Genomic DNA, 15,585 nt, shown 5'->3' with positions numbered 1-15,585 from the left:
GTCAAGCGGCCTGACCGATGTTAAATCGATGTAATATCGTGCCGTTTTCGCGGCGTTCGGTTAATCCGCGAGGAGAATTCATAGCTCCCGCAGAACGGGTGCCGCTTTCTGACCCAGGATGCGCCATGTGCCGATGAGTCCGATCCCGACCGTCAGCACCAGGGCGATGACGAGGGTGGAGAGCGCGACATCGGGCATGAAGGTGGAAGGCAGCTTCATGATGCGGCTGACGATATACCAGGCGGAGGCGGAGCCGGCGATCAGCGCGAAGATCGCGGTCGCGGCACCCAGGATCAGATATTCGTAGCTGAAGGCGCGAATCAGCATCGCCCGGGTTGCACCGAGCGTTTTGAGAATGACGGCATCATGCGTGCGGGCACGGTTTCCGGCTGCCAATGCGCCGGCCAGCACCAGCACCGAGGCGATGAGCGCGACCGAGGCGGCGGCGCGGATCGCTGTCGCGAGTTGTCCTACCAGCGTGTTGACGACATCGAGGGCATCCTTGACGCGGACGCTTGTTATGGTCGGGTAGGCGTTGGTGACTTTCCTGAGAATTGCCGCTTCCTGCTCCGAGGTCGCGGAGGTATCCGTCAGGGTCGCAAGCCAAGCGTGCGGCGCGCCCTTGAAGGTGTTTGGCGAGAAGATCATCACGAAATTGATGGACAGCGACTGCCATTGCACCTTGCGGAAGCTGGCGATCTTGGCGGTAATATTGCGGCCGAGCACGTTGACGGTGACTTTGTCGCCAAGCTTCAGGCCAAGCGCCTTGCCTTCTTCTTCCGAAAAGGACACCAGCGGCTCGCCGCCATAATCCTTGTCCCACCATTTGCCTTCGGTGACCGAAGCGTTTTCCGGCACTGTCTCGGCGTAGGTGATGCCGCGATCGCCGCGCAGCACCCATTGCCCCGCGGCCGGCACTTTCATCTTGGTGACATCCTCGCCGTTGAAGGCGATGATCCGGCCGCGCAGCATCGGCGCTTCGACGAGCTTGCCCTTGGGATCGAGGTCGAGGACGATCTTGCGGAAGCCCTCGAGTTCCGGCCCCTGGATATCGACGAAGAAGAAATTCGGCGCCTTCTCGCTCATGCGCCCCATGAGTTCGCTGCGCATGTTGCCGTCGATCAATGTCAGGGTTACCAGCAGCGCCAGGCCGAGGCCGAGCGACAGTACGACCGATGAGGTGAGCGCGCCCGGGCGATGGATATTGCCGATCGCCAGCCGCAGGGCCGGCGAGCGCACGCGCGGACTGCGGCGCGCAAGCCAGGAGAGCAGGGCTGCGACGACGCGCAGCACGACGAAAGCGGCAGCGATCGAGACGACGAAGACGATGGCGATGAAGCGGTCATAGGCGGTGACGATCGCCAAAGCCGCAAGCGCTGCCATCAGCAGGCCAGCGGCAAGCAGATAGGGCCAGCCGGGCAGGCGGCGCGTCTCGAAGCCCTGTTCGCGGAAGAGCGCGGTTGCCGGTACTTCTCGGGCATGGCCGAGCGGCGGAATGGCAAAGGCAAGCGTCGTCAGCAGCCCGAACACGGCTGCCAGCGCCAATGGGCCGGGATAGAGCCGCGGCGCCGTCGATATCGGCAGGAATTCCGCCATGAACTGGGAAGCGATGATGGGCGCGATAGCGCCGATAACCAAGCCGATGACGACGCCGGCAAGCGCGATGACGGCGATCTGGATGAGATAGATCAGCACGACGACGAAGGCCGGAGCGCCGAGGCATTTGAAGGTGGCGATGGTGGTGCGCTTCGAATCAAGGAAGGCGCGCACGGCGTTTGCGACGCCCACGCCGCCGACGATGAGCGCAGCCAGCCCGACCAACGTCAGGAACTGCGAGAAGCGCGTCACGTTGTCGGCAAGTTCGGGCGCGGCGCGGGCGCTGGTGCGGATCGACCAGCCGGCCTGCGGGAAGGCGGCTTTGGCGCGATCGCCGATGTTGTTCAGGCCGCTCGCAGGATCGTCCATGCGGATCCTGTAGGCCTGCTCGACGAGGCTGCCCGTTGTAATCAGGCCGGAAGCCGTCAGCGCCTCGCGGCTGGTGAGCAGGCGCGGAGCGAAGCCGAAACCTTCGGAGACAGCGTCCGGTTCATTCTTGATGGTGCCTGATATGTGCAGCTTCGCATTGCCGAGCAGCAGGTCGTCGCCGACCTTGAGGTTCAGGCGTTCGAGCAGCAACGGGGCGACGACGGCGCCATAGCCGCCATCCTTGGTGGCGAGCAGAGCCGAGATCGGCTGGTTGGGGTCGGCTTCAAAGCTGCCGTAGAGTGGATAGGCGTCATCAACCGCCTTGACCTCGACCAATGCCTGGTCGGAGCCATCGGGCAGGCGGGACATCGAGCGCAGATTGGTTGAGCGTGAGAGCTTGCCGAGGCCTTGCAGAAAGGCCAGTTCCTCAGGCGTTGCCTCGCGATTGCGCAATTCGAAACGAACGTCACCCGCCAGCAGCGATTGTCCCTGCGTCGAGATCGCATCGGTGATCGAGCGCGACACGGAGTTGACGGCGGCAATGGCGCCGGTGCCGAGCGCGATGCAGGCAAGGAAAATGTAAAAGCCGCCAAGGCCACCGCGCAGTTCGCGCAAGGCAAGACGGAAGGCGAGTGACAGTCGCATTCGTGCCGCACTCGTCATGCGATGGCCGCCTGATTGACGCGTGGCTGAGCGCTGTCATTCTCGATTTCACCGGAGCGGACGCGAATCTGGCGCGAGCAGCGTGCGGCAAGTGCCGGATCGTGTGTGACAAGGAGCATGGTCGTGCCGCGCTCGGCCTGCTGGGCGAACAGCAGGTCGGCGATCTGGCGCCCGGTATCGGTGTCGAGATTGCCTGTCGGTTCGTCGGCGATGAGAACGGCGGGCGAAGGCGCAAGGGCGCGGGCGATCGCCACGCGCTGCTGCTCGCCGCCGGACAACTGGCCGGGATAGTGATTGAGCCGCTCGCCCAGCCCCACGGCTTCGAGCTCGCGCCGGGCGATATCGAAGGCGTCCCTGGTATTGGCAAGCTCCAGTGGAACCGCGACGTTTTCCAGCGCCGTCATATTGGCGATGAGGTGGAAAGACTGGAAGACAATGCCGATGTTACGGCCGCGGAAATCGGCGATGCGATCTTCGCTCAGGCTGTGCAGCGGCGTATCGCTGATCAGAAGTTCGCCGCTATCGAGCTTCTCGAGGCCGGCCAGCACCATCAGCAGCGTCGACTTGCCGGAGCCGGAGGGACCGACGATTCCGACCGCCTCACCCTCCATGATGGTGAGGTCGATATCCTTCAGCACATGGACTGACGCGGCAGCATTGCCGAGCGTCAAATCCGCCTTCTTCAGCTCGATGATGGTTTTTGCCAATGCGAACGCCCTATATATCAGTGAGCATCAGAGATAATGGCGGGCGCGATTTGGCCCGAGCAGCGAATTTAGGGAATGGATCATGAGTTTTAAAGTTGCTGCGTTTCACTTCGCTGTCATCACTTTCAGTCTTTTGTTTGGCGCGGCGGGCGCCGCCGAGGCCCGAACCATTCAGCTCGTCGGCTTCGGCGACAGTCTGATGGCCGGCTATCAGTTGCCGCCAGGCGATGGCTTTCCCGCCAAACTGGAGGCTGCGCTGAAGGCGAAGGGGTTGGACATGACCGTGGCCGATGCCGGCGTGTCGGGAGATACGACATCCGGCGGGCTTTCGCGCATCGATTGGTCGGTGCCTGACGGCACGGACGGCGTGATCCTGGAGCTTGGCGCCAATGACGCGCTTCGCGGCATTCCGCCTGAGCAGACGGAGAAGAACCTGGAAACGATGATCGAGCGGTTGAAGGAGCGGAAGATCCCGATCTTCCTCGCCGGCATGCTGGCGCCGCCGAACATGGGGCCGGACTATGCCGAGAAATTCAATCCGATCTACAAGCGTCTGGCTGAAAAATACCAGCTTGCGCTCTATCCGTTCTTCCTTGACGGCGTCGCCGCCCAGGCGGATCTACAGCTCGCCGACGGCATGCATCCGAACCCCAGGGGTGTCGATGTCATGGTCGAGCGTATCTTACCGGCCGTTATCAAGTTTGTAGGGATGATTGACGCAGGTGCGAAATAGATGCTTGCACCGACTGCAAATGCGTGATTCCCTGCTTATACCTGCAAGAGATTCGGGGAGTGCTCGTCATGCCGAGACTTTTTACCGCCCTCGAAATTCCGCGCAACGCGGCCATGAGCTTGTCATTGTTGCGCGGTGGTCTCCCGGGAGCCAGGTGGATCGACGTTGAAAATTATCACATCACTTTGCGCTTCATCGGCGATGTCGATGGCCGCACGGCGGATGAGATCGTCGACCGGCTGGACCGGATAGATCGCCCTGAGTTCCAGCTGCGGCTGGAGGGCATCGGTTCCTTCGGTTCCAAAAAGCCGCATTCGGTTTGGGCCGGGGTCTCGCAGTCACCGGATATGTTCGCGCTGCAAGGCGAGATCGAGCGCATCTGCCAGCGTATCGGCCTGCAGCCCGATCCTCGCAAGTTCACGCCGCACGTCACGCTCGCCAGGCTGAAATCCTCGCGGGTTGACGATGTCGTGCACTATCTCTCCGGCCGCGGCAATTTCTATACCCAGCCATTCACGGTCGGACGGTTCGTGCTTCTGTCCTCTCGCGAATCGGTTGGCGGCGGCCCGTATCTCACAGAAGAGATATTCCCGCTTCACGAGTCCCGCAGCGCTTTCCCGGCCTTGGGCAACAGTGCGCTGCAGCCAGCCAAGAGCATGGTGTAGACGGCCTCGAAATCCTCGCGGCTGCCGTAATAGGGATCGGGAATATCCCTGTTGCTGCCGAGCGCTAAGGCATTGAAGAGGTATAGCCTGCCGAGTGCGTCGGCGGGCGCTACCTTGCGCAAGTTCTTCAAATTGTCTTGATCCATTGCCAGGATCAGATCGAATCTGCCGAAATCGTCTGATGCGATGCGGCGGGCGCGTTGGTTGGAAATATCCACGCCGTGTCCGGCCGCAACGGCGATCGAGCGGCGGTCGGGGGGCTCGCCCTGATGCCAGCCGCCGGTGCCGGCAGAATCGATCTCAAATTCCGATGAGCGGCCGGCCTGCTCCACCAGATGCCGGAAGATGCCTTCGGCAAGGGGCGAGCGGCAGATATTGCCGGCGCAGACGAAAAGTACCCTATGGCGATCCATGCTATTTTTCGTCCGGAATTGCGTGAAACGATAAAGCCGAGCGGTTCGGATATTCCAAGAGGAGTGAACCGCTCCAGAGAGGAGTGATCTATCATGAAATACGAGAAGCTGAACCCGGCAGCAATCGAAGAAAATCTTGCCGAGCTTTCAGGCTGGGCGCTTGCGGCCGATGGCCTTTCCATTTCGAAGACCTTCAAGTTCCGCAGCTTCGTCGAGGCCTTCGGTTTCATGACCGAGGCTGCACTCGTGGCGGAGAAGTTCAATCATCACCCCGAATGGTTCAACGTCTATTCCCGCGTCGAAGTGAAGCTGACGACGCATGACGTCGGTGGCTTGACCGACCACGACATCAAGATGGCGAAGGCGATGGAGAGGGCGGCTCTGCGCCGGCTCGATTGAATCGGGATCTACGATCACCATATGTTTACACGGTCCGGGCGACCGGCACGAGTAGAGGTAAATGGAATGGATGACATCAAGTACGGTGAAATCCTGATGCCTGGTGATGAAGAGACCCAGAAGAAGCAGGAAAAATCGGTGCGCAGCAAATTCTGGCCGACCTTGCGAAAGGCGGCTCGTCACATCCCTTTTTCGCGCGATGTCGTGGCCGCTTTCTATTGCGCGCTCGACCCGCAGACGCCGACCCGCGTGCGCGGCATATTGCTGGCGGCGCTCGGCTACTTCGTCATGCCGGTCGACATCATCCCCGATTTTTTCGCCGTCATCGGCTACACGGACGATGTGGCCGTGCTGACGCTCGCCTTCAGCATGATCAGGGGCCATATCCGCCAGGAGCATTACGATGCCGCCGACCGGGCTTTGGAGAGCGAGCCGGAGGCAATGAAGACGGCTTGATGGCCGCTTTATGGGGGCGTTCTGATTCCTCTCGGGTTTCCAGACCTTTATGAGGCCTCCCTGATTTTAGCGAGGTCAAATTCTTGCCCGAATCTTTCTGTCTTAAATCTGACCTGTAGGGTGGTACTTCATCATCCGGGTTTTCCAACTCCTTCTGATGCGTTTCAAACTCCGTTCAATACCTGGATTGAAATGGAACGGAGCCGAGAGAGGTCAGCGCTCCGTTGACGGTTTGGTAACCTGAATAAAGTCAAAATAGGGCAGCTCACGAGCATAGGCGTGCGTCAATCGAATCGCCATGAGCTCTGGACCGCACAAAATCGGCAGGAAAACATGTTTGTAAAAAGCTTCGCAATCGCCCTCTCGCTCGTTCTGGCCGGCACCGGCATCGCGTCCGCGCAGACCAAGAAGCCGAAGCAGACGCAGGCAGCTGCAGCAGCCCCCACGGCTCCCACGCCTATCCAGCAGTTCGACGCCTGGGGCGCCTACTCCTACCAGTCTGCCGGCGGCAAGGTCTGCTATGTTCTCTCCGTGCCGACGGTAAAGTCGCCGCCTTCGGGCATCGACCATGGCGATAACTTCTTCATCGTCTCGCAGCGTCCGGGCCAGAACATTTCCTATGAGCCACAGGCGATGATGGGATATCCGCTGAAGGAGAACTCCAAGGTCAACGTCGTCATCGACAACAAGACCTTTGTGATGTTCACCAAGGACAAGGGCGCCTGGGTCGAAAATGCGGCACAGGAGCCAGCGCTGGTAGCGGCGCTGAAATCGGGCCATTCCCTGAAGGTAACGGCGACTTCGAAGAAGGGTACGGCGACGTCCTACACCTATTCGCTGAAGGGTGTGAGCGCTGCTCTCAAGAAGATCGAAGGCTGCAAGTAAGATCGGGTATCGGCGGATCACGATAATGTGATCTTCCTGTGGCCGCGACCGCAATGAATAAGGCCGGTCATGTCGACCGGCCTTTCGCTTTTGAGGCCAACCTTTGCTTTTGAGGGAAAGGGATGACGCGAGCGGAAAATAATGCTAAAGGCCGCGCCAACAGCAGGTGTCCGGCAGACAGCTTGAAGATAGCTTGCCCGGCCGCCGCATGAATCTTCAGATTTCCGTGCCTTGCCCGCATCCGCAGCTTTCGTCAGCTTTTGCGGCATCGCCGATATGAACCGTTGGAACGATCCTATGTCCGCCACTGATGTCATAACCCCCTCAAAGCTCAAGCCGATGCCCGTGTCGCAGCCGGTCGAGCTTGCGCCAAAACCGTCGCTGATCGGCCTGACGCGTGAGGAAATGGCGGCTGCGCTCAAGGAAAAGGGCGTTGCCGACAAGCAGATCAAGATGCGCGTCAGCCAGCTCTGGAACTGGATCTATGTGCGCGGCGTCTCGGATTTCGACGCCATGGCAAATGTCTCGAAGGACATGCGCGAGATGCTGAAGACGCATTTCACCATTGCGCGTCCCGAGATCGTCGAGGAACAGGTCTCCAACGACGGCACCCGCAAATGGCTTCTGCGCTATCCGCCGCGCGGCGCCGGCCGTCCCGTCGAGGTCGAGACCGTCTACATTCCGGAAGAGGGCCGCGGTACGCTCTGCATTTCCAGTCAGGTCGGCTGTTCACTCACCTGTTCCTTCTGTCACACCGGCACGCAGCGGCTCGTGCGCAACCTGACGGCCGAAGAGATCCTGTCGCAGCTGCTTCTGGCGCGCGACCGCCTCGGCGATTTTCCGGATCGTGAAGCGCCGCAGGGCACGATCATGCCGGCTGAGGGACGCAAGGTCAGCAATATCGTCATGATGGGCATGGGCGAGCCGCTCTATAATTTCGACAGCGTCAAGACGGCGCTCTTGATCGCATCCGATGGTGACGGCCTGTCGCTTTCGAAGCGCCGCATCACCCTTTCGACCTCGGGCGTCGTGCCGGAAATCTATCGCACCGGCGATGAGATCGGCGTCATGCTGGCGATCTCGCTGCATGCCGTCAGGGACGACCTGCGCGACATGCTGGTGCCGATCAACAAGAAGTATCCTCTGAAAGAGCTGATGGACGCCTGCCGCGCCTATCCCGGCCTTTCGAACGCGCGGCGCATTACCTTCGAATATGTGATGCTGAAGGGCGTCAACGACAGCCTCGAGGATGCCAAGGGGCTGATCCAGCTCCTGAAGGGCGTTCCGGCCAAGATCAACCTCATCCCCTTCAATCCCTGGCCCGGCACGAATTACCAGTGTTCCGACTGGGAGCAGATCGAAAAGTTCGCCGATTTCATCAATTCGGCAGGTTACGCCTCGCCGATCCGCACGCCGCGCGGCCGCGACATTCTTGCCGCCTGCGGCCAGCTGAAGTCCGAATCCGAGCGCATGCGCAAGACCGAACGCCTGGCGTTCGAAGCGATGATGATCGCCAATCACGGCGAGGACTGAGATCGATGCTCGTCAGACTGCGCAGGCCGATCAGGCTCCTCTGGGGCTATCTCGCCGCTTGCGTCCTGATGGGCTTCGTGCTCGCCTGCGTTGCCGCATGGACGATGCCGGAGACGGCCGCACCTGAGGTTTTCGCCCTGACGATCGCGCTGACCAAGCTTGCCATGATCGTCAGTGTCCTTCCATCGATCGTCGTTATCCCGATTCTGGAATGGCTGGGAATGCGCCGCTGGTACGGCTACGCGATCTATGGGGCCGTCCTATCGGCTGTGGCGTCCGTCCTGATTTCAGGCGGCATCGAGCGGCCGCAGCCTCTCAATCTCATCACCATCGCGATCTGCTTCGCCTTCCTGGGAGCCGCAAGCGCCACCGTCTATTGGTGGATCGCGGGTCGGTTCGCCGGACGTGGCGCCGTTCTCAGCGAGACTGAGTGAAGAAGATTTTGACCGCGAAGATCGAGAACACGCCGGCAAAGGCATAGTCGAGGCCGCGCATCACGCCACGGTTGCGCTGCAGCCAGGACGACAGGCCGTCAGCGGCAAGAACAACGAGCGCGTTCACCGGCATGCCTATAACGATGAAGAAGAAGCCGAGGAACAGCAGCTTGTGCGTGACGGCGGGATCGCCTGATGTAACGAACTGCGGCAGGAAGGTCATGAAGAAGATGATGACCTTGGGGTTCAGCAGATTGACCCAGAAGCCGTTGGAGATGTTGGCGAGCGGCGTTCCGGCGACGGCATCGACCTTCTTGACCGAAAGGCTTGAGCCGAAGCGGATCGCCTGGATCGCCAGCCACAGCAAATAGGCGGCGCCACCGGTCTTCAGGATCGTGAAGGCAATGGGCGAGGCCGTAATCAGCGCCGAGATACCGAAAGCCACCAGGCAGGTGTGGACGACAACGCCGAGCGTGGTGCCGAGCACGACGAAAAGCGCTGCTTTTTTGCCTTGCACCAGCGCGCGGCTGATCGACAGCGTCATGTCGGGGCCAGGCGTCATCGCCAACAGCAGGCTCGCTGCGGAAAAGGCAAGAAGGGCCGGCAGGCTGGGTATGAAGTCCACGAGAATGCTCCGAAAGCCGGAAGGGGGTGGCTTTTTCTATCCGGCTTTCGGTGGATTGCAAATCAATCCTTCTTTTCGAGGAATGCCTTGAATTGATCGGCATAATCCGGATGCCAGCGCGATAGCGGCGGCCGGTTCTCGACGATATCGCCGGCTGCCCAGAGCATACGGCGTTCGTCGACAGGGCGGGCGACGTCATTATCCGGGCAGAGGATATAGAAATCGCCGCGCTTCAGGCTTTCTACCATGAAGTCGACCGTCTGTTCCGGCGTCCAGGCGCCGGCGGGCTTTTCCGTGCGCTCGCCCTTGGTGAGGCCCGTGAAGACGAAGCCGGGAATGAGAAGGTGGGCCGAAATCTTGGCACCTTCAGTGTTGCGCAACTCGTGCTCTAGCGCTTCGGTGAAGACCTTCACGCCGGCCTTGGAGACATTGTAGGCGGGGTTGCCGGGAGGCGTGGTGATGCCCTGCTTCGAACCGGTGTTGATGATGACGCCTGCTTCGCCATGGGCAATCATGCCAGGCCCGAAGACGCGCGTACCGTTGATGACGCCGAGCAGATTGACGCCGAGAATGGCGTCCCAGCCGGACTGATCGCTGAAGATCGAGGTTTCCGGGCCGATGCCGGCATTGTTCATCAGCACGTGCACGCGGCCGAAGCGCTGCAGAACCGTGCGCTCCAATGCTTCCAGCGCTTGCCTGCTGGCGACATCGGTCTCGACGGCCAGCACATGCTCTTCGCCTGTGATCGTCTTAAGTTCGGCGGCGGCCTGCGCCAGCCGATCGCCTCCGAGGTCGGCAATGGCGACGCTCATGCCGAGCGAGGCGAAGTATTTGGCGGCGGCAAAGCCGATGCCGGACGCGGCGCCGGTGATGACGGCAACATTGGATTTCCTGAAAATGGCTTGAATATCGGTCAAAGACGTGCCCTCCGAGGCATAGCTTGCTCGCCGTCGAATATGGGGCTTTCCGAAGGCGAGTCAAACACATGCCGCATCCCCATGCAGCGCTCCACCCTGCTTCCCCTTGCGCCTCACGATAATCTCGCTAAAAGTTCCGCGATACAGGTTTGCGGGCCTCTCCCCTGGCTCGCCTTGAAACGGAACTCATCATGGCATCACATAAAGACGTGAAGAAAGTCGTTCTCGCCTATTCCGGCGGTCTCGACACCTCGATTATCCTGAAGTGGCTGCAGACCGAGCTTGGCGCCGAAGTCGTGACCTTCACCGCCGATCTCGGCCAGGGTGAAGAGCTGGAGCCGGCGCGCAAGAAGGCCGAATTGCTCGGCATCAAGGAAATCTACATCGAGGACGTGCGCGAGGAATTCGTGCGCGATTTCGTCTTCCCGATGTTCCGTGCCAACGCCGTCTACGAAGGCGTCTATCTGCTCGGCACCTCGATCGCTCGCCCGCTGATCTCCAAGCACCTGATCGAGATCGCCAAGAAGACCGGCGCCGACGCCATCGCGCACGGCGCGACCGGCAAGGGCAACGACCAGGTTCGCTTCGAGCTTTCGGCCTATGCCTTGAACCCGGATATCAAGATCATCGCTCCGTGGCGCGACTGGTCGTTCAAGAGCCGTACCGATCTGCTCGAATTCGCCGAGAAACATCAGATCCCGGTTGCCAAGGACAAGAAGGGCGAAGCGCCGTTCTCCGTCGACGCCAATCTGCTGCACTCCTCCTCCGAAGGTAAGGTTCTGGAAGATCCGGCCCAGGAAGCACCGGAATATGTGCATATGCGCACCATTTCCCCGGAAGCTGCGCCCGACAAGGCCACGATCATCAAGGTCGGCTTTGAAAAGGGCGACGCCGTTTCGATCAACGGTCAGCGCCTGAGCCCGGCAACGCTGCTTGCGAAGCTGAACGAATATGGACGCGACAATGGCATCGGCCGTCTCGACCTCGTCGAGAACCGCTTCGTTGGCATGAAGTCGCGCGGCGTCTACGAGACCCCCGGCGGCACGATCTTGCTCGCGGCACACCGCGCCATCGAATCCATCACGCTCGATCGCGGTGCCGCGCACCTCAAGGACGAGCTGATGCCGCGTTACGCAGAGCTCATCTATTACGGCTTCTGGTTCTCGCCGGAGCGCGAAATGCTGCAGGCGCTGATCGACAAGAGCCAGGAGCATGTCGAAGGCGAAGTGACGCTGAAGCTCTACAAGGGCAATGTCATGACCATCGGCCGCGAAAGCCCGAAGTCGCTCTATTCCGACAAACTGGTGACGTTCGAAGACGACCAGGGCGCCTACGATCAGAAGGATGCGGCCGGCTTCATCAAGCTGAATGCACTGCGTCTGCGCACGCTCGGCAAGCGCAACCTGTCGAAGTAAGCATCATTGAAAAGAAGAAACCCGCCTCCGGCGACCGGAGGCGGGTTTTTCTTTGCCGAAGCTGGAGCGTTTCTGCTTTTCATTGAATCGCGAAAACGCTCAATCTTGTTGTGTTTACGCATTCCGGACGGAAAACCGCTGTGCACTTTTCCTGGAAATGCTCCAGGGAGGCTGTTGGCGTTTAATCCACCGGCCTCAGTTCGCGTTCGATCTCCGCTGGCAACTCGACCTTCTGCAGGTTGCTGCGGAATGCACAGAGCGCATCATGCAACTGCATTTGCAGTCCTTGATCGAACCCCTGCGTCGCATTGCGCTCGACCTCGCAGACCTCTCTGTCGATCTGCTTCAGCTTGGCTTCGGCCGAGTCTGAAAGCACAATCCTCTTGGCGCGACGGTCGAGCGGATCGGGCTGGCGTTCGATCAGGCCTCGTGCCTGCAACTTGTCCAGAAAGGCGCTGACCGTCATTGGCTCCAGCCCCATTCTGGAAGCGATGTCGAGTTGGCGACTGCCGTTGATGGCGGCGACCTGCATCAAGGTTCTTGCTTCGCCCGCCGTCAGGCCGAGGCCAGCGACGAGGATGCGTCGCTCGAAGGCCGTCCTGATCAAACGGGCGCAATCGCTCACAAGAAAAGCGAGCGAATCCGTATTAATCCTGCTGTTCATAAGCGTTTCCCTACCTACGCTTTTCATTTCTGGGGCCCCACGACGTTCATATTGGTTTACACCCATGAACACAACGTCTTCTTCAGTCATAAAGCGAACGGCAACTTGACCCGGTTCAGGATATCGCTAGTCTTCTACGATCAGCAGTAGGGATTCCCCCGGTCATGACGCAATCGCTTGTTGTCGGCGCTTTTCTGGCGGCGCTGTTCTATGTGCTGATTCCCGGACCTGCTTTTCTGGCGCTGCTCGGCATCGGAGCGGGGCAGGGACGCAAGGCTGGCGCCTTCTTCGTCAGCGGCCATCTGTTGGGCGATCTCGTCTGGTCGACGCTCGCCTTGGTCGCCATCGTCGGCGCCAAAACCATCGGCACATTCGTCTTCGACCTGCTCGGATTGCTATGCGGTTTCTATCTCGCCTGGATCGGCTGGAATGCCGTGACCGCCAAGCCGAAGGGCGACGGCCAAGCGCTCATCAATGTTGATCGTCCGTTCCGCCGCGGTCTCATCTTTGGCGTCACCAATCCGAAAGGATATCCCGTTGCGCTGGCCACGTTCACTGCGCTCGTCGCAGGCTCTGCCGGCGCATTGACGTTCAGCGCGCTGCCGCTGTTGCTGACGGTTTCCTTCGCCGGCTTCATAACGGCCGATGTCATTCTCGTCAGCATCATCGGAGCGAGCGCCGTGCGGCGTTTCTATCGCGCGCATGAGCGGCTGATCGTGCGCTGTTCGGGTGTGCTCTTCATGGGCTTTGCGGTGCAGGCGCTCTGGCACGCGACGCCCGGCCTGCTCGGCTGGCGCAAGGCCTGATCTTCCCACAGCGTCGGTCCGAAAATCGGAATCGATTTTCGGACCGACGCGTAGTTTCAAAGAGATAGAGCGTCTTTGCGTTTCCGAAAGGAAGCACGACGCTCGAATGAATTTGTTTCGTCCCGCCATACCAATTCGGCGGGGGTGGCCTTATATCGTGCTTCGATCAGATGTCTGTCGAAAGGATGCCTCGCATGTCTTCCCTTACCGCCGTCAATCCCGCGCTTATCGAATGGACCGGACATCAGGGCTTGCCGCGCTTCGACGCGGTGAAAGATTCGGATTTTGCCGTCGCTTTCGACGCGGCGCTTGCGGCGCATGAGGCGGAAATCGATGTGATTGCCGGTCAGAGCGAGGTTCCGACCTTCGCCAATACCGTGACCGCGCTCGAACTTGCCGGCGATGAACTCTCGCGCATTTCGGCGCTGTTCTGGAACAAGGCCGGTGCCCACACCAACGATACCATCCAGGCGCTGGAGCGCGAGATCGCGCCGAAGATGGCGCGGCATTATTCGAAGATCGGCACAAATGCCGCGCTGTTTGCGCGCATCGATACGCTTTGGGAAGGTCGTGACAAGCTTGGCCTGACGCTGGAAGAGACCCGTGTGCTCGAGCGGCATTGGAAGGGTTTCGTGAAAGCCGGTGCCAAGCTCCCGAAGGCGGAGCAGGAGCGTCTTTCTGGAATCAACGAGAAGCTCGCCGGTCTCGGTGCGCAGTTCGGCCAGAACGTGCTTGCCGATGAAAAGAGCTGGGCGCTTCTGCTGTCTGAAGAAGCTGATCTCGCCGGGCTTCCGGACTATCTGCGTGACGCGATGGCCGCCGCAGCGCGCGAGCGCGGCGAAGAGGGCAAATATGCCGTTACCTTGTCACGTTCGATCATCGAGCCGTTTCTGACCTCATCGGAGCGCCGCGATCTGCGCGAACAGGCTTTCAACGCCTGGGTGGCGCGCGGTGCCAATGGCGGCAAGACGGACAATCGCGAGATCATCCGTGAGACGCTGGCCTTGAGAGCCGAGAAAGCCAAGCTGCTCGGCTACGGCAACTTCGCGGAGCTGAAGCTCGACAACACCATGGCGAAGACGCCGACGGCCGTGAACGAGCTGCTTAGGGCCGTGTGGTCGAGGGCGGCGGCTCGCGCCGGCGAAGAGGAAAAGGATATTGCCGCACTGATCACAGAGGAGGGCCGCAATCACGAGGTCATGCCTTGGGACTGGCGGCACTACGCCGAGAAAATCCGGACGCGGAAGTTCGATTTCTCCGAAACGGAGCTGAAGCCCTATCTGCAGCTCGAAAAGATCATCGCTGCCTGCTTCGATGTTGCCGCCCGCCTGTTCGGCATCAAGGCTGTCGAGCAGAAGGGCGTCCCCGCCTATCATCCCGATGTGCGCGTCTTCGAAATCCGCGACGGCTCCGACAAGCTCGTTGCGCTGTTCCTCGGTGACTACTTCGCCCGCAGCTCGAAGCGCTCCGGCGCCTGGATGAGCTCGTTCCAGTCGCAGCACAAGCTGCCGCTCAAGAACGATCAGGTCGGCGAACTGCCGATCATCTATAATGTCTGCAATTTCGCCAAGCCGGCGGAGGGCAAGCCGGCGCTGCTGTCGCTCGACGATGCGCGCACGCTGTTCCACGAGTTCGGCCATGCCCTGCACGGCATGCTTTCCAATGTCACCTATCCCTCGGTATCCGGCACCGGCGTTTCCCGCGATTTCGTCGAACTGCCGTCGCAGCTCTATGAGCACTGGCTGACGGTGCCGGCCATTCTCAAGGAGTATGCCGTTCATTACGAGACCGGCGCGCCGATCCCGCAGGCGCTGCTGGACAAGGTGCTGGCGGCCCGAACCTTCAATGCCGGCTTCAACACGGTCGAGTTTACGTCCTCGGCGCTGGTCGATATGGCGTTCCATACCCGCGACGCGGTGGAGGATCCGATGGCGGTGCAGGCGGAAGTGCTTAATGAGATCGGCATGCCGAAGGCGATCGTCATGCGTCATGCGACGCCGCACTTCCAGCATGTGTTCTCCGGCGACGGCTATTCGGCCGGTTATTATTCCTACATGTGGTCGGAAGTGCTCGATGCCGACGCATTCGCCGCTTTCGAGGAAACCGGCGATGCTTTCAATCCCGACATGGCAGCAAGACTGAAAGGCAACATCTACTCCGTCGGTGGTTCGATCGATCCGGAAGAGACCTACAAGGCCTTCCGCGGCAAACTGCCGAGCCCGGATGCGATGCTGAAGAAGAAAGGGCTGGCGGCCTGATCGGGCTGCCAGACACGAAATCCGGATGGCGGACGCTTTAACTAGAG

At 60.4% G+C, this 15,585-nt stretch carries 16 protein-coding genes; 10 read left to right on the top strand and 6 right to left on the bottom strand.

Annotated elements, in window-relative coordinates; all coding sequences use genetic code 11:
* Positions 1 to 78: 78 nt before the first annotated feature.
* Together ACIQJ2_RS19310 and ACIQJ2_RS19305 are read right to left on the bottom strand one after the other, a co-directional pair.
* Positions 79 to 2,610 (bottom strand): ABC transporter permease, encoded by a 2,532-nt coding sequence (locus ACIQJ2_RS19310; RefSeq protein WP_400674673.1) that lies wholly within the window; start codon positions 2,608 to 2,610, stop codon positions 79 to 81.
* A gap of 14 nt (positions 2,611 to 2,624) precedes the next feature.
* Positions 2,625 to 3,335, bottom strand: coding sequence for an ABC transporter ATP-binding protein (locus tag ACIQJ2_RS19305; protein WP_199143803.1), 711 nt, complete (start codon positions 3,333 to 3,335; stop codon positions 2,625 to 2,627).
* An 82-nt stretch (positions 3,336 to 3,417) separates the two neighbouring features.
* Here ACIQJ2_RS19305 and ACIQJ2_RS19300 point away from each other — a divergent pair, with 82 nt between their 5' ends.
* Complete coding sequence (locus ACIQJ2_RS19300) at positions 3,418 to 4,068, top strand: arylesterase (RefSeq protein WP_199143801.1); 651 nt, start codon at positions 3,418 to 3,420, stop codon at positions 4,066 to 4,068.
* Positions 4,069 to 4,136: 68 nt separating this feature from the next.
* A complete protein-coding gene (gene thpR / locus ACIQJ2_RS19295) occupies positions 4,137 to 4,733 on the top strand; it encodes an RNA 2',3'-cyclic phosphodiesterase (RefSeq protein ID WP_199143799.1) in 597 nt (198 codons plus the stop codon).
* On the opposite strand, the gene ACIQJ2_RS19290 is transcribed toward thpR, so the two are convergent.
* On the bottom strand, positions 4,664 to 5,146 hold the full coding sequence (locus ACIQJ2_RS19290; RefSeq protein ID WP_400674677.1) for a low molecular weight protein-tyrosine-phosphatase: 483 nt from the start codon (positions 5,144 to 5,146) through the stop codon (positions 4,664 to 4,666). The genes thpR and ACIQJ2_RS19290 overlap by 70 nt on opposite strands.
* 93 nt (positions 5,147 to 5,239) lie before the next feature.
* Here ACIQJ2_RS19290 and ACIQJ2_RS19285 point away from each other — a divergent pair, with 93 nt between their 5' ends.
* The 5 genes from ACIQJ2_RS19285 to ACIQJ2_RS19265 all read left to right on the top strand — a co-directional run bounded on the left by ACIQJ2_RS19285 (position 5,240) and on the right by ACIQJ2_RS19265 (position 8,853).
* Positions 5,240 to 5,545 carry a 4a-hydroxytetrahydrobiopterin dehydratase gene (locus ACIQJ2_RS19285; RefSeq protein WP_400674679.1) on the top strand — a complete coding sequence of 102 codons (306 nt, stop codon included), beginning with the start codon at positions 5,240 to 5,242 and terminating at the stop codon, positions 5,543 to 5,545.
* A 66-nt stretch (positions 5,546 to 5,611) separates the two neighbouring features.
* Positions 5,612 to 6,001, top strand: coding sequence for a YkvA family protein (locus ACIQJ2_RS19280; RefSeq protein WP_199143793.1), 390 nt, complete (start codon positions 5,612 to 5,614; stop codon positions 5,999 to 6,001).
* A 333-nt stretch (positions 6,002 to 6,334) separates the two neighbouring features.
* Complete coding sequence (locus ACIQJ2_RS19275) at positions 6,335 to 6,886, top strand: invasion associated locus B family protein (protein WP_199143791.1); 552 nt, start codon at positions 6,335 to 6,337, stop codon at positions 6,884 to 6,886.
* 297 nt (positions 6,887 to 7,183) lie between these two features.
* On the top strand, positions 7,184 to 8,419 hold the full coding sequence (gene rlmN, locus ACIQJ2_RS19270; RefSeq protein WP_400674681.1) for a 23S rRNA (adenine(2503)-C(2))-methyltransferase RlmN: 1,236 nt from the start codon (positions 7,184 to 7,186) through the stop codon (positions 8,417 to 8,419).
* A 5-nt stretch (positions 8,420 to 8,424) separates the two neighbouring features.
* Positions 8,425 to 8,853, top strand: a complete 429-nt coding sequence (locus ACIQJ2_RS19265; protein ID WP_400674683.1) for a hypothetical protein — start codon at positions 8,425 to 8,427, stop codon at positions 8,851 to 8,853.
* Here ACIQJ2_RS19265 and ACIQJ2_RS19260 read toward each other — a convergent pair.
* Together ACIQJ2_RS19260 and ACIQJ2_RS19255 are read right to left on the bottom strand one after the other, a co-directional pair.
* Positions 8,837 to 9,478 carry a LysE family translocator gene (locus ACIQJ2_RS19260; RefSeq protein ID WP_400674686.1) on the bottom strand — a complete coding sequence of 214 codons (642 nt, stop codon included), beginning with the start codon at positions 9,476 to 9,478 and terminating at the stop codon, positions 8,837 to 8,839. The genes ACIQJ2_RS19265 and ACIQJ2_RS19260 overlap by 17 nt on opposite strands.
* A gap of 62 nt (positions 9,479 to 9,540) precedes the next feature.
* Positions 9,541 to 10,395 carry an SDR family NAD(P)-dependent oxidoreductase gene (locus ACIQJ2_RS19255; RefSeq protein ID WP_400674688.1) on the bottom strand — a complete coding sequence of 285 codons (855 nt, stop codon included), beginning with the start codon at positions 10,393 to 10,395 and terminating at the stop codon, positions 9,541 to 9,543.
* A 191-nt stretch (positions 10,396 to 10,586) separates the two neighbouring features.
* Here ACIQJ2_RS19255 and ACIQJ2_RS19250 point away from each other — a divergent pair, with 191 nt between their 5' ends.
* The gene (locus ACIQJ2_RS19250; RefSeq protein ID WP_199095047.1) at positions 10,587 to 11,810 is read left to right on the top strand and encodes an argininosuccinate synthase; all 1,224 of its coding nucleotides are present in this window, start codon (positions 10,587 to 10,589) and stop codon (positions 11,808 to 11,810) included.
* 181 nt (positions 11,811 to 11,991) lie between these two features.
* Here ACIQJ2_RS19250 and ACIQJ2_RS19245 read toward each other — a convergent pair whose 3' ends face one another.
* Entirely contained in the window at positions 11,992 to 12,474 is a 483-nt protein-coding gene (locus tag ACIQJ2_RS19245; RefSeq protein ID WP_199143861.1) for a MarR family transcriptional regulator, read from the bottom strand.
* A gap of 164 nt (positions 12,475 to 12,638) precedes the next feature.
* On the opposite strand from ACIQJ2_RS19245, the gene ACIQJ2_RS19240 reads away from it, so the two are divergent.
* Positions 12,639 to 13,280 (top strand): LysE family translocator, encoded by a 642-nt coding sequence (locus ACIQJ2_RS19240; protein WP_400674691.1) that lies wholly within the window; start codon positions 12,639 to 12,641, stop codon positions 13,278 to 13,280.
* 194 nt (positions 13,281 to 13,474) lie between these two features.
* A complete protein-coding gene (locus ACIQJ2_RS19235; RefSeq protein ID WP_400674693.1) occupies positions 13,475 to 15,538 on the top strand; it encodes a M3 family metallopeptidase in 2,064 nt (687 codons plus the stop codon).
* Positions 15,539 to 15,585: the final 47 nt, after the last annotated feature.

Source organism: Rhizobium sp. NPDC092011, assembly GCF_044756305.1.
Taxonomy (GTDB): Bacteria; Pseudomonadota; Alphaproteobacteria; order Rhizobiales; family Rhizobiaceae; genus Rhizobium.
The sequence above is the reverse complement of the archived record's forward strand: the minus strand, read 5'-3'. Positions and strand labels throughout refer to the sequence as shown.